At 45.5% G+C, this 13,596-nt stretch carries 14 protein-coding genes; 10 read left to right on the forward strand and 4 right to left on the reverse strand.

Annotation, left to right across the window (positions count from 1 at the left end):
• The first annotated feature begins 34 nt into the window (after positions 1-34).
• Genes bioB through bioD form a run of 4 tightly spaced genes read left to right on the forward strand, consistent with a single transcriptional unit; the run spans position 35 to position 4,312 of the window.
• A complete protein-coding gene (bioB, locus tag IW644_RS01835; RefSeq protein ID WP_269916173.1) occupies positions 35-1,156 on the forward strand; it encodes a biotin synthase BioB in 1,122 nt (373 codons plus the stop codon).
• Positions 1,156-2,544, forward strand: coding sequence for an aminotransferase class I/II-fold pyridoxal phosphate-dependent enzyme (locus IW644_RS01840; protein WP_269916174.1), 1,389 nt, complete (start codon positions 1,156-1,158; stop codon positions 2,542-2,544). Before bioB ends, IW644_RS01840 begins: the two co-directional genes overlap by 1 nt.
• A 56-nt stretch (positions 2,545-2,600) precedes the next feature.
• The gene (locus tag IW644_RS01845) at positions 2,601-3,554 is read left to right on the forward strand and encodes a methyltransferase domain-containing protein (RefSeq protein WP_269916175.1); all 954 of its coding nucleotides are present in this window, start codon (positions 2,601-2,603) and stop codon (positions 3,552-3,554) included.
• Positions 3,551-4,312 carry a dethiobiotin synthase gene (gene bioD, locus IW644_RS01850; RefSeq protein WP_269916176.1) on the forward strand — a complete coding sequence of 254 codons (762 nt, stop codon included), beginning with the start codon at positions 3,551-3,553 and terminating at the stop codon, positions 4,310-4,312. Before IW644_RS01845 ends, bioD begins: the two co-directional genes overlap by 4 nt.
• On the opposite strand, the gene pepE is transcribed toward bioD, so the two are convergent.
• Positions 4,283-5,005: a dipeptidase PepE gene (gene pepE, locus IW644_RS01855; RefSeq protein ID WP_269916177.1), complete on the reverse strand. Its 723-nt coding sequence runs from the start codon at positions 5,003-5,005 to the stop codon at positions 4,283-4,285. The genes bioD and pepE overlap by 30 nt on opposite strands.
• Positions 5,006-5,098: 93 nt before the next feature.
• Between pepE and IW644_RS01860 the strand changes: the two genes are divergently transcribed.
• The 4 genes from IW644_RS01860 (at position 5,099) to IW644_RS01875 (ending at position 9,105) form a co-directional block, all read left to right on the forward strand.
• Complete coding sequence (locus tag IW644_RS01860) at positions 5,099-5,575, forward strand: low molecular weight protein-tyrosine-phosphatase (protein WP_269916178.1); 477 nt, start codon at positions 5,099-5,101, stop codon at positions 5,573-5,575.
• A gap of 131 nt (positions 5,576-5,706) precedes the next feature.
• Positions 5,707-6,681: a FecCD family ABC transporter permease gene (locus IW644_RS01865; RefSeq protein WP_269916179.1), complete on the forward strand. Its 975-nt coding sequence runs from the start codon at positions 5,707-5,709 to the stop codon at positions 6,679-6,681.
• 142 nt (positions 6,682-6,823) lie between these two features.
• The gene (locus IW644_RS01870; RefSeq protein ID WP_442864421.1) at positions 6,824-7,585 is read left to right on the forward strand and encodes an ATP-binding cassette domain-containing protein; all 762 of its coding nucleotides are present in this window, start codon (positions 6,824-6,826) and stop codon (positions 7,583-7,585) included.
• 176 nt (positions 7,586-7,761) lie between these two features.
• Positions 7,762-9,105 (forward strand): class II 3-deoxy-7-phosphoheptulonate synthase, encoded by a 1,344-nt coding sequence (locus IW644_RS01875; protein WP_269916181.1) that lies wholly within the window; start codon positions 7,762-7,764, stop codon positions 9,103-9,105.
• Between the two features lie 64 nt (positions 9,106-9,169).
• On the opposite strand, the gene IW644_RS01880 is transcribed toward IW644_RS01875, so the two are convergent.
• From IW644_RS01880 to IW644_RS01890, 3 genes are all read right to left on the reverse strand, one after another.
• Entirely contained in the window at positions 9,170-9,487 is a 318-nt protein-coding gene (locus tag IW644_RS01880) for a hypothetical protein (RefSeq protein WP_269916182.1), read from the reverse strand.
• Between the two features lie 106 nt (positions 9,488-9,593).
• Positions 9,594-9,809 carry a DUF3820 family protein gene (locus tag IW644_RS01885; protein ID WP_025254677.1) on the reverse strand — a complete coding sequence of 72 codons (216 nt, stop codon included), beginning with the start codon at positions 9,807-9,809 and terminating at the stop codon, positions 9,594-9,596.
• A 3-nt stretch (positions 9,810-9,812) separates the two neighbouring features.
• Complete coding sequence (locus IW644_RS01890) at positions 9,813-11,630, reverse strand: ABCB family ABC transporter ATP-binding protein/permease (protein ID WP_269916183.1); 1,818 nt, start codon at positions 11,628-11,630, stop codon at positions 9,813-9,815.
• A 322-nt stretch (positions 11,631-11,952) separates the two neighbouring features.
• Here IW644_RS01890 and moaA point away from each other — a divergent pair, with 322 nt between their 5' ends.
• Positions 11,953-12,921 carry a GTP 3',8-cyclase MoaA gene (gene moaA, locus IW644_RS01895; RefSeq protein ID WP_269916184.1) on the forward strand — a complete coding sequence of 323 codons (969 nt, stop codon included), beginning with the start codon at positions 11,953-11,955 and terminating at the stop codon, positions 12,919-12,921.
• A 129-nt stretch (positions 12,922-13,050) separates the two neighbouring features.
• Positions 13,051-13,578: a GNAT family N-acetyltransferase gene (locus IW644_RS01900; protein WP_269916185.1), complete on the forward strand. Its 528-nt coding sequence runs from the start codon at positions 13,051-13,053 to the stop codon at positions 13,576-13,578.
• The last annotated feature ends 18 nt before the right edge of the window (positions 13,579-13,596 follow it).

Here is a 13,596-nt window from a genome sequence, read left to right on the forward strand (position 1 = left end):
TAAGCCAGCAATAATAATTAGTAAAGGACAGTCAATGACGCTGGCTAGTGCGCCTTCTGCGCAAACGACAACTATTCGAAACGATTGGACCAAAGCCGAAGTCGAAGCTTTGTTTGCCATGCCATTTAACGATTTACTGTTTAATGCCCAAGTAGTGCATAGACAGCATTTTAATCCGAATGAAGTGCAGGTTAGCACGCTTTTGTCGATTAAAACCGGTGCATGCCCTGAAGACTGTAAGTACTGCCCACAAAGTGCCCGCTATGATACGGGCCTTGAGAAAGAGCGCCTGCTAGAAATTGAAAAAGTTATCCAGCGTGCGAAAGAGGCAAAGCAAGTAGGCTCAACCCGTTTTTGTATGGGGGCCGCTTGGCGAAATCCACGTGACAGAGACATGCCTTACATATTGAAAATGGTTGAAGAAGTGAAAAGCTTAGGGCTGGAAACCTGTATGACGTTGGGTATGCTAACCCGTGACCAAGCAGTTGCACTTAAACAAGCGGGTTTAGATTATTATAACCATAACTTAGACACCTCACCGGAATACTACGGCGATATTATTACCACTCGTACCTATCAAGACCGCTTAAATACGTTGGAAAATGTGCGGGCAGCGGGTATGAATGTTTGCTCAGGTGGCATTGTGGGCATGGGAGAAACGGTGAGCGACCGCGCCAGTATGCTGGTGCAGCTAGCAAACCTTCCCGAACAGCCGCAAAGTGTGCCTATTAATATGTTGGTAAAAGTTAAAGGTACGCCGCTAGATAGTGTAGAAGACCTAGACTATTTTGAGTTTATTCGCACCATTGCGGTTGCCCGCATCATGATGCCTAAGTCACACGTACGATTGTCGGCAGGCCGCGAAGCCATGAACGAGCAAATGCAGGCGCTATGCTTTATGGCGGGAGCCAATTCAATATTCTATGGTTGCAAGCTGCTAACTACCTCTAACCCTGATACCCACGAAGATGTCATGCTGTTTAAAAAGCTTGGAATCAATACTGAGCGTACGCGAGATTACTCTGATGAAGCGCATCAACAGGTATTAGAAGAGGAGATTGCACAGCAAGAACAGGCCAGCGACAGTAACGACTTGTTTATTGATGCAACCAAGCCTAAGGTAGCGGCAAAGAAACAGCAATTAACGGAGGCGTAATGGCCTTTAATTGGTTAGGCGATTCATTGAGCGCGCGTGCTCAGGAAGGCTTGCTGCGCCAGCGTAACTGTCAGCAGTACGAAAAAGACAGCATTATTTGCATAAATGGTGAGCACTACCTTAATTTTTCAAGCAATGACTACCTAGGCATGCGACAGCATGAAGGCGTATTGCAAAGTTGGGTTGAAGGGTTGGCGCAATTTGGTGGGGGCAGCGGCGCATCGCCCTTGGTCACGGGGCATACACAAGCTCATTTAGCGCTTGAAGCTTATATTGCCGATGGCTTAAACCGTGAATCAGCACTGCTGTTTAACTCTGGCTTTGCCGCTAATCAAGCATTGTGTATGGCACTTTTCCCTCACATGTCTCACGCTAGCAGTAGCGGGGCGCTTGGGCACATTATTGCTGACAAGCTCATGCATGCGTCCTTTTTAGAAGGTGCACAGTGTGTATCCGAGCGCGCCAAGCTTCGCCGCTTTAAGCATAACGATCTTAACCACTTAGAAAGCGTGCTTTCAGGTGTTTGCAATACCCCAATGCTTGCTGCGGATGCGCATAGCGAAATTGATGCTGACGCTAATTTTAAATCAAGCCAACAAGATATTCTTATTGCCAGCGAAGGCGTGTTTAGCATGGACGGTGATGCTGCGCCTTGCAAAGATATGGCCGATATCGCCGCGAAATACAATGCATGGTTTATGTTAGACGATGCACATGGCATGGGAGTTTTAGGCGAAAATGGTTTTGGTACTGTAGAAGCACTTGGCTTAAGCCAGCAACAGGTTCCAGTTGTTATGGGAACATTCGGGAAAGCAGTAGGCACAGCAGGCGCATTTATTGCCGGAAGCCAAACCCTTATCGATTATCTGGTGAATTTTTCTAAGCACTATGTGTATTCAACTGCCATGCCCCCAGCGCAAGCGGTGGCAACCTTATATTCACTCACCCATATCGCCAGTGATACCGCTCGTCGCGAATTGCTTACCAACAATATTTCCTATTTCAGAGAGTCGTTCCACAAACGTTTTGGACAGACACTCGATGCGAACAAGGAAAGTGATAATTCAGACCATATCACCTTGGGAGCTATCACCTTAGGAGCTATCACCTTAGGAACTTCGCAAAGCGCTATTCAGCCGGTTATTGTCGGCAGCCCAGAGCGGGCCGTTGCGTTAAGTGAAGGTCTAAAACAACGGGGGATTTGGGCAACTGCTATCCGGCAACCAACCGTACCGAAAAACCAAGACAGGCTGCGTATAACCTTAACCGCAAATCATACGACTCAAGATATCGATGTGTTAATCGATGCGCTTGAGTTGTCAGTCAATGGTTTAAACGAGCTATCGTGTGGCGCTGGAAGTGAGCCTTCTGCTAAAAGGGAAGCATAAAGTACGATGAATGCCGTAACCGCCCGAAATTCTGTAAATTAGAAAGAGATGTAAAGATGTCGGCAAGCCCAGCTGAAAAATCAGCGACATTGACAGAGCCATTGGAACCTATTGTAGGTCAGTCATTAAATGATACGGCAAGAGTGCTTCCTCAAAATGAAGACGCTTTCGTAGCAGAGTTTTGTAATTCCACGGTTGTCGAATCAGCCGACGGTACCGGCGAAGCTAAAAAAGCGATTGTCGCACCAGCAATCACGGAGCAGAGCATCGCACACCGTTTCTCAAAAGCGGCAGTAAAGTACGACAGTATTGCGTGTATTCAGCGTAATATTGCCGAGCAGGGGTTAGCAAACTTACCAAAGGCTTTGCAGGGCGATGCCCTCGATATAGGCTGTGGAACCGGTATTCACACACAGGAAATTCTTAAAAAAGGGGCTGTTGCAACTGGAGTAGACATTGCTGAGGGTATGTTGGCGCAGGCACGAAAAAAGTACTCTGACCCCATTTTCGTAGAAGGTAGTGCTGTTGATTTACCTTTCTCTGAAAACATGTTTTCAACGGTGTTTTCGTCCATGGCGCTGCAGTGGGTGAGTGACACAAACCTTGTTGCTAGCGAGATCGCGCGAGTGCTTAAACAGGGCGGTATCGCTGAGCTTGCTATTATGGTGTCGGGCTCTTTTGATGAGCTTAAAACTGCACGTAAAGTGGCGCAGCTTTCGCAAGCTGAAACTCATCTGCCGACTACCGCACAGTGGGTGAGTGGGTTTAAGCAATCAGGGCTTCGCTTACAACGAGTTATTACCAAAGACTATGTTGATACTCACCAAGATATTATGTCGCTACTGCACTCGGTGAAAGGTGTAGGAGCGGGTGAGACTGGCCGAAAGCAACCTCCGCTTAGCCGTCGAGATATTAAAAAATTAGCCATGGCTTACAGCAATATAAGTGGTGTAGAAAGTAAGTTACCGCTTACCTACCGCGTGAGTCATTTTAGATTGGAAAAACGATGAAGCAGTATTTCATTACCGGTACCGACACAGAGGTAGGGAAAACCTATGTCACCTGCCAATTACTAAAAGCAGCGCAAAAAGCATCGCTTACCAGCATCGGCTATAAACCTATTGCAGCTGGTTGTGAGCAGGTAAACGGTGAGTGGGTTAACGATGATGCGCTAAATATTCAAAAAGCGTGCTCTAAAATACGCGAAAACAAAGCCATTAAAGCTATAGATAATTACGAACTAAAAAACGCAAGCGAAGAAAGTGGACAGACACTTCCTTTACATCAAATAAACCCTATCGCATTAAGACCGCCCATTGCGCCACATATTGCAGCACTTGAAGAAGGTGTGGCGTTAAGCTTTGAAAAAATTGCGCAAGGCCTTGATAAACTGCATGCTTATCAGCCAGATCTCTTGTTGATGGAAGGCGCTGGCGGGTGGCGCTTACCCTTAATAGTGGGCGATGAGTATACGCCTACGTATTATCTATCCGATGTTGTAAAAGCGCTCAACATGGAGGTGATTTTCGTTGTGGGTATGCGTCTAGGCTGCTTAAACCATGCGCTATTAACCGCAGAAGCGATACGCGCAGATGGGCTAAACATTAAAGGGTGGGTGGCTAACGACATCACAGGTAACATGACGCGATACCAGGAAAACCTGCATTCTCTAAAAGCCATGTTACCCGAGCCACTGCTGGCAGAAATTCCCTACCAGCGTGAGCCTGATGAAGAGGCGCTATTTGCCGCTATCAAGCAAATAAGTTAAATCATCACCTGAATTGATTGGCGTTTTTTCTTCACCTAAGAAGATGAAGCCGTCTTTTTCGCCGACTAGAGTAAGTTGGTTATTACAAAGACGTAACGCTGTACCTTCACGGATAGCGACCACCGGCGTGGTTGGGTTTAGCGTAGTAAACTCCGCCAATCGCTGATCGCGGGTTTCACCATTATGGCCAGGAGGCTGATAATCGGTGTAGTGCGGGTTCAACTGAAACGGCACGATATCTAGCGCATCAAAACTAGGCGGCTCAATAATAGGCATGTCATTAGTGGTTCTAATCGATTCGCCACAGATATTCGAGCCCGCGCTCCATCCAATATAAGGCGTGCAATCGGCGATGGCGTGCTTTATTGGCACAATAAGCGCGTTTGCATAAAGTGTTGAAAGCAGGTGAAAGGTGTTTCCACCACCTACCACAATAGCTTGGCCATTTTTCTTCGCATTGTTTACGGCGGCCACAGGGTCTTCTACTGTATGTAGCCCAGTAACATTACATTCTGGCAGGGCAGTAGCAACAGCATCTACATAACTGTCGTACGTTTGAGTTACAGCTGCGTAAGGGATAAATAGAAGGTCGCGAATTTCGCCTAAGTGTGCAAAAATAAGTCCTCTAGCGTGCTCTAGGTAAGCCTCGTCGCCTTGACGAGAGCTACTTAGCATAAGTACATGTGCGGTCATACTAACTCCACAATTTTTCTGACGGCGTATCATACGCGAAACTGGGCACAAAGTTTAGTCGCGCTCTGTCACTGCGTTTAAATAGGATTTTGAATGAAACAATCTACATCGGTGTTGTTCGTGTGTTTGGGTAATATTTGCCGCTCTCCAACCGCAGAGGCCGTGTTCAAGCACAAAGCTGCACAAGCCGGGTTAAATATTGAAATCGATTCTGCGGGGACGCATGGTTACCACATTGGGAAACCAGCAGATAAGCGTTCACAGGCGGCTGGGGTCGACAGAGGTTACAGCTTTAAGGGGCTCAAATGTCGCCGTGTTGATGAAAGTGACTTTGAGCGCTTCGACTATATTTTAGCTATGGATAATAGCAACTTGGCAAATTTACATGGCATGTCGCCAAGCCAGTACCAGGAAAAAATTAAGCTCTTTCTGGACTTTGCAAATGTAGAAGACAAAGAAGTGCCTGACCCATACTACGGAGGAAAGCGAGGCTTTGAGTTGGTGTTAGACTTAATTGAAGAAGCATCGGACGGTTTGATTGCGCACATTAAGCAAACCCAACAACTATAATCAGAAGCAGAAGCCTTATTCACCAGCCAAAACTGAGAAGCGGCCTTGCGAGCCAAATCTAGAACGCATATTGAGAAGCGATTTTGAGAAGCGATTTTGAGAAGCGATTTTGAGAAGCGATTTTGAGAGCTATGGAAACTAAACGCACAGCCCTTTCTTTGGTTGTGATAACGCTACTTTGTTTGTTAGCCGTTGGGGTGGTGGGTATTATTGGCGTGTCAGGGTTTGCTAACGCGGCTGACGGCTTAAAGCAGCATATTATCGTTCAGCTTCAAATACCGCTTATACTTACCGCGTGCTTAGTAGGGGCGGCGCTTTCCGTAAGTGGCGCAACGTTACAGGTGGTACTTCGAAACCCGCTAGCCGACCCAGGAATCATAGGCATAACCAGCGGAGCGAGTTTAGTTGCCGCACTATTGCTACTGTTAACGCCGCAATGGGCTACAGCCTACCTGCATTACTTACTGCCTTTTGGGTGCTTTGTGGGTGCCTTGTTATCTACTTTTATTATTTACCGTCTAGCTAGAAAATTGCTGGGCTCCTCCACTGCTGTAATTCTTGCTGGTATTGCCATATCGACGCTTAGTGGGGCAGTTATTGCCTGGCTTTATATGTTCAGCGACGCTAATGCCCTTCGCAACCTCACTTTTTGGCTAATGGGCAGCTTATACCAAACTAACTGGTTAATTTTAGCGGTAGGAGGCCCGCTGATAGTTATAGCTGTAGGTTTACAGCTTTTTTTCGCGGGTGATTTGAACAAGCTATATGCCGGCGAACTTGCGGCAAAAAGTAGCGGTGTGGACGTGGAAAAACTTACCGAACGTGCCCTCATCGTTTGCGCTATCGCAGTGGGTACGGCGGTGTCGATGGCCGGGTCTATCGCGTTTGTAGGCTTACTTGTTCCTCATATTTTGCGTTTGATCATCGGGCATAACAATCGCTATTTATTGCCCTTAAGTGCGCTAAGTGGTGCAAGTCTTTTAATGCTGGTAGCGCTAAGCTCTGAAATGACTCGCGCTATTACACTTCCTGTCTCTATGGTTACAGCAACGCTAGGTGGCCCGTTACTTATTTGGGCGCTGGCAAAAGGCCAGCTTAAAGGCTGATGAGATGACGACACCGAACCCCTATAAGCCAAAGCAACCTGATTCTTATAGTGAAGAAGATTCAAGCACAAATGAACGTCATGCGGATAGTTACAACAAAACGCCTTGCATCAATAGTAGCGAAAGTGCTTCGGATGCTTCAATGATTTTAAGCCTACAAAACGTAAGCATTGGGTCACGGCTGAGGGTGGAAGGATTAAGCGCGAAAAAGGGCGAATGTATTCATATCATAGGGCCAAACGGGGCAGGGAAGTCAACGCTGCTACTTACCCTTGCAGGGCTGATTGAAGCTGATGACGGTAAAGTAATGCTGCATGGCAAGCCAATGGGTAGTTGGTCACTTGCCACGCTTGCTAGCGTACGTACTTTGTTAGCTCAGCAGAGTGAAAGTGGGTTTCACCTTTCAGTTAAGGAATACTTAAGTTTTTATACAGCAGAAAACCAGTCTTCGCTTATCCCTCCGGTTTTAGAAAAGGCCCTTGAAGTGTCAGGCTTTTCAAACAAAATCCTTACCCAGCTTTCTGGCGGCGAACGTCAGCGTGTAGAAATTTGTCGAGCACTTTTACAAATATGGCCCCAGTTAGAGCGGGGAGAGGGTTTAGCGTTTTTAGATGAGCCACTACAAGGGCTTGATATTAGGCATCAGTATGCGCTGGCCAGCTTAGTGAAATTCCTTTGTAGTAAAGGAAATACGATACTTATGTCGTCGCATGATATCGCACTTAGCGCAAACTACTGCGATAGTCTATGGTTAATGCACAAAGGTAGTATGGTAGCGCTGGGAGAGCCACAAGACGTAGCGACGCAATTAAACCTTGAGAAGGTGTTTGAATGCCATTTTGCTATAAGCAAGCACGATAACTTTCTAGAAATTCAAGTTTGCGCACCTATTTCCTTAGGATAAATGTGGTAAAGTGCCACCACATTTTTTAGATTCATATTTTCATATTAGGCTGATTATAAAAATGCGTTACAGGCATACTGTGAAGCGCGCTACAGTCTTATTATTCGAAGCATTACGTTTCAATAACTATTTTCAGTAAAACGTTTGCCCTACGTTTTTTATTCAGGAGAACACCGTTGAGTAATTGGCAAGTAGACAGTTGGAGAAATAAACCTATTCTTCAACAACCACAGTACGATGATAAAGTACGTTTAAATGAAGTAGAGCAAACACTAAGTTCTTATCCTCCGCTTGTATTCGCTGCTGAAGCCCGTGAACTTAGACGTCAGCTAGGTGAAGTGAGCTTGGGTAAAGGCTTTCTTTTGCAAGGCGGTGACTGCGCTGAGTCGTTTGACGAGTTTAACGCGCCTAAAATTCGCGATACCTTTAAAGTTATTCTGCAAATGGCGATTGTGCTTACCTTTGCTGGGCGCTGCCCGGTGACCAAGGTTGCACGCATGGCAGGCCAGTACGCCAAGCCGCGTTCATCAGATTTTGAAACCCGTGGTGACGTGACCTTGCCAAGCTATCGCGGCGATATCATTAATAACTTTGAGTTCACTGAAGCGGCCCGTCGACCAGACCCTGATCGCTTGTTAGAAGCGTACCATCGCAGTGCTTCAACCTTGAATCTTCTTCGCGCATTTGCCCAAGGAGGTTTGGCCGACCTTCACGAAGTGAACCGATGGAACATGGCGTTTGTTGAAAACAGCCCGCTTAAAGAGCGTTATTCGGATATGGCTAACCGTATTCAAGATACGCTTGAGTTTATGGATGTTATTGGCATTAACGCACAAACTAGCTCAACGCTACATGAAACCTCGCTGTTTACGTCGCACGAAGCTTTGCTATTAAACTACGAACAGGCGCTTACGCGCATTGACACGCTTACCGGCAAGCCTTACGACTGTTCTGCGCATATGGTGTGGATTGGTGAGCGTACCCGTCAACTTGATCATGCACACGTTGAGTTTTTCCGCGGTATTCACAATCCAATTGGTGTGAAAGTTGGGCCAAGCATGCAGGAAGACGAGCTTATTCGTTTAATTGATGCGCTCAACCCGCTAAATGACCCTGGGCGTTTAACGCTTATTACTCGCATGGGAGCTGATAACTTAGCTGACAACCTGCCACGACTACTGCGTAAAGTAAAAGCGGAAGGCAGACATGTTGTGTGGAGTTCTGACCCAATGCACGGCAACACATTCTCAGCGTCGAGCGGCTACAAAACCCGTAACTTCGATGCAATTTTGAAAGAAATTAAACAGTTCTTCCAAGCGCATGAAGCAGAAGGAACTCATGCAGGTGGTATTCACCTTGAAATGACCGGTCAGCACGTAACGGAATGTACTGGTGGTGCTTATCAAATTAGCGATGATGATTTAGCCCAGGCATATAAAACACAATGTGATCCGCGCCTAAATGCGGACCAAGTGCTTGAAATGGCATTCTTGGTAGCTGATCATTTGCGTAATGCGTAATGCGTAATGCGTGAATCGCAGTAAGACTTACAAACGGGCAGCGAAACAAACGCTGCCCGTTTTTTCATAGTAGCTGTTCTCTTTCTTCTTCACTTAAAATTCCGGTGAAGATAGTTTCTCTTCTCAAATTGGCGGTGCGCTCGTCATCGGCCAACAATAAAGCTTTAAATACATCGGGTTCATTGCGGGCTTCTAAAATGCCTTTCCATAGCAGGTAGCTACCATAACGCATCATTTTGTTTTGATATCGGGTTTCTAAAGTGTGTTCAGCTTGTTCAAAAAGTTCTGGATGAGATAGCAACTTGTCAGCTATCGCATTGTGAATCTTTTTGATGCGTTCGTTTACGTCACTTCTGCGTTGTTTTCTGGGTCTTGCAAACATAAATCTTCTTGCTGTTTTGGTGTGCCTAACACGGGGGAGTAGGTAAAAATACGGCAACCAGAATAAAAACTACGGAAATAAGGCAATGCTCGTCATAAAGCAGTTGCTAGTCATCATCTAGCAGGGGCTCTACTACAGATTCTAAGCCGTTTAACTTTATTTCATACATTAAAGCGAGCTGTTCACCTAACTTGTTTTCCGGAAAGCCTTGTTTGTGAAACCAAACCAAATAAGGTTCTGGCAAATGAAAAAGGCGTCTCCCCGCATATTTTCCGAACGGCATTACTTGATTAATGGCGGCTTTTATAAGCGTCGGGTCCATCTATTAACTACCTTCTACATCTTTATCTGAACTAGCTTCGTCATCTTCACGCTGTTGGGATTGCCATAAGGTTGCGTATTCACGGCCTTGTTCTAGCAAGTGAGTGTGTGTCCCTTCCTCTACTATGGTACCGTTTTTTAGTACGAGGATCTTGTCAGCATCGACAATAGTGGACAGTCTATGGGCTATGACCAAGCTAGTATGCCCCTTGGCTGCATCGCGAAGGGCTGACAAAATTGCCCTTTCTGATGTGCTATCTAATGAGCTGGTGGCCTCGTCGAAAATCATAATGGGCGCACCTTTAAGTAAGGCTCGTGCGATAGATACGCGCTGTTTTTCACCGCCAGAAAGCTTTAGTCCTCGCTCACCTACGGTTGTTTCTAATTTTTCAGGCAAGCTTTCTACAAAGGTTTCAAGGTGTGCAAGCTTAATCACTTGTTTAATATCTTCATCGCTGGCATCGGGGTTACCGTAGCGAATATTTTCTAGCAATGTGGTGTTAAACAGTACCGTGTCCTGGGGGACGATACCGATATGTGAGCGCAGACTTTGTTGCGTAAGCGAGGCTATATTATTTCCGTCTATGGTAATGCTGCCTTGTTGAGGGTCGTAAAAACGGAAAAGCAACTTCATTAGCGTAGATTTTCCCGCGCCGCTTTCACCTACTACGGCTACCTTGGCGCCAGGTGGGACGTCAAAGCTCAACCCGCTTAATATTTTTCTATTTTCGTTATAGGCGAAATGCACATTATCAAAGCGTAGTGCTGGGTTGGCGCTGGTTAATTCAGTGGCGTTGTCTGCATCTTTGATAGCTGGAGTTTGGGATAGAAGGTCGAATAATTTATCGATATTGGCAAGGCTGCCACGAATTTCACGGTATACAAAACCCAAGAAGTTCAAGGGCATGAAAATCTGCATAGTGAAGGCGTTGATAAGTACAAAGTCGCCAATGGTCATTTCGCCATTCATAACCCCAAAGGCAGCATTAGCCATCATTGAAGTCATGGCAATGGCAATAATAGCGGCTTGCCCTCCGTTTAGTGCAAATAGCGATAAGCGGTTCTTACGTCGCGCCTTTTCCCAAGCGGCCAAGTCGGTGTCGTACCGGTTGGCTTCAAAGGATTCGTTATTGAAATATTTTACAGTCTCAAAATTAAGCAGGCTGTCTACCGCCCTTGAGTTAGTGGTTGAGTCTGCTTCATTCATTTGTGTGACAAAACGGGTGCGCCAGTCGGTGGCCTTCATCGAAAAACCAATATAGGCCACAACGCTGAGCACAATTATCAGCGCGAAAGATACGCCAAACTGAAATAAGAGCAAGCCAACTACAAGGGCGATCTCTAACAGAGTAGGGACAATATTAAACACCATAAAGCGCATTAAAAAGCTGACGCCATTGGTGCCGCGCTCGATATCTCGCGACAATCCGCCTGTCCGTCGATTCAGATGAAAGCCTAAGTCTAGATTGTGTAGATGCTTGAAAACCTTAAGCCCTAGACGGCGCATGGCGCGCTCAGTAACGCGACCAAATAGCGTATCTCGCACTTCGCCGAGTAAGACATTCAGTAAGCGCAGCGTTCCATAGGCAACGATTAAGCTAATAGGAACCGCCAAAGCTAGCGCGGTTAAATCTCCATTTAAGCTGTCAACGGTGTACTTCAGCACGTAGGGCAGGCCAATACTGGCAAGCTTCGCTGCAACTAGGCACATTAGGGCTAAAAATACGCGTTGCTTAAACTCAAGAAGATAAGGCCAAAGCTGTGATAGAACGTGCCATTTAACAGGTTCATCGGCATTCGTAGGAAAACGGTTTTTTCTCATTTTATAGTGTGCTTTATTGTTTGGTTTACTGTACTAAGAGCGGGAAGATTTAGAAAATAATTTGGTGTAAACCCTTTATTAGGAATTGAACAAGCTTGCCCATATATAATTATTCTCGCCTTTTGTAATACGTTTTGAAATAGGCTAGAGATTAAAATGGTCTTATTTATAGCAACGAATGTGTTTAATTTTAATTTCACCCCGCGTACACTAGGGTAGTTTAATTTAGTTACCTTGTTATTTACTCAATGATTTGCTGGGTTTTGTAACGTAAAAAATCTCAGTAGCGATTCATAAAGTAGCAAAGGATTAAGGAGTTGGTTTGTTAGAAGATAGTTTCGGTAGACAGTTTCACTATTTGCGTTTGTCAGTGACCGAAGCGTGCAACTTTCGCTGTCAGTACTGTTTGCCAGATGGGTATGAAGGCCCAACGAGCGATCAATTTATGACATTAAGCGAAATTGATACCTTACTAAAAGCGTTTGCTCAGCTAGGTACTTCAAAAGTGCGTCTAACAGGTGGTGAGCCAACGCTGCGAAGAGACTTCCTTGATATCTTACAACTAACCAGTAATACACCGGGTATAGAGCGTGTTGCGATGACGACACACGGTGCGCGAATGGAAAAGTTTGCCCACCAGTGGAAAGATGCAGGCTTAGATCAAGTAAACGTCAGTATCGACAGTTTAGACCCACGGCAATTTGCCGCTATAACTGGGCAGGACAAGCTAAAGGCGGTACTGCGAGGGTTGGATGCAGCCATTGATGCTGATCTTGATGTAAAAGTAAACTCTGTTTTACTCAATGACTTTTCCGATAGCCGTCTACATCGATTCCTTGCTTGGCTTAAAGATATGCCGGTGACGCTACGTTTTATCGAGTTAATGGAAACAGGCGATTTAAACCAATTTTTCAATAAACAACATCAAAGCGGTTCACCATTAAAAACTACCCTGTTAGATATGGGGTGGCAGCCCTTATTGCGTAGGAAAGATGCTGGGCCAGCGCAAGAGTTCTATCACCCGGATTATGCGGGCAAGATTGGTTTGATCATGCCGTACAGCAAGGACTTCTGTAAAACGTGTAATCGTCTTCGTGTCTCCGCGCCGGGCAAGTTACATCTGTGCTTGTTCAGTGAAAATGGTATAGATATGAGGCATCTCCTTGCAAATGGTAATGTAGATGAAGTGGTAGCTTTTCTAAAAGATGTACTGGGTCAAAAGCACGAAACCCATTATCTACATGAAGGAAAAACTGGGGCCACAAAGCATCTGGCTATGCTAGGAGGCTAGAGAACTATTCCTACATTAAGGGAAAATGTAGGCCAAAATAAAAAGCATCGAATAAGTTTGGTTTGTTGTAAAAATAAGCTATATTCAGCGGTGTAAGTATATTAAAAATAATAATGATAAAGGAAGTATATGCATATCAAGGACAGTGCGCGTCTCTCCTACCACTATATCACCGATAAAGACGCCGATTTTTTATGGGAGCTCGACCAAGACGAGCTTGTCATGAAGTATATCAACGGTGGTAAAAAATCCTCCAAAGAAGATGTTCGCGATATTTTCGTTCCTCGCTTCCAAGCTTATTCCAACCCTGCTTTGGGGTGGGGGCTTTGGCGCGTAGAGACGCTGGCTGAAAAAGAAAGTATAGGGTGGATTTTGGTTCGTCCGTTTGGCTTTTTTACCCAACATCCTGAAAGTGACAATATGGAATTAGGCTGGCGCTTTAAAAGTCAGACCTGGGGCAAGGGGTACGCCACCGAGGCTGCTCAAGCAATAAAAAACGCCTTGTATGATATTGGTGTAGAAAAGTTTTCGGCAATTGCTAACCCTGAAAACAGTGCGTCTATCAATATCATGAAAAAGCTAGGTATGACATTCAGTCATGAGCTTGAATACAAAGACAAACTGTATCACGAAACAGTGGTAGTATATTCAAACTAGTCTATTGACTAATTAAAC

The organism is Alteromonas sp. PRIM-21 (genome assembly GCF_027563165.1).
Lineage (GTDB): Bacteria > Pseudomonadota > Gammaproteobacteria > Enterobacterales > Alteromonadaceae > Alteromonas > Alteromonas macleodii_A.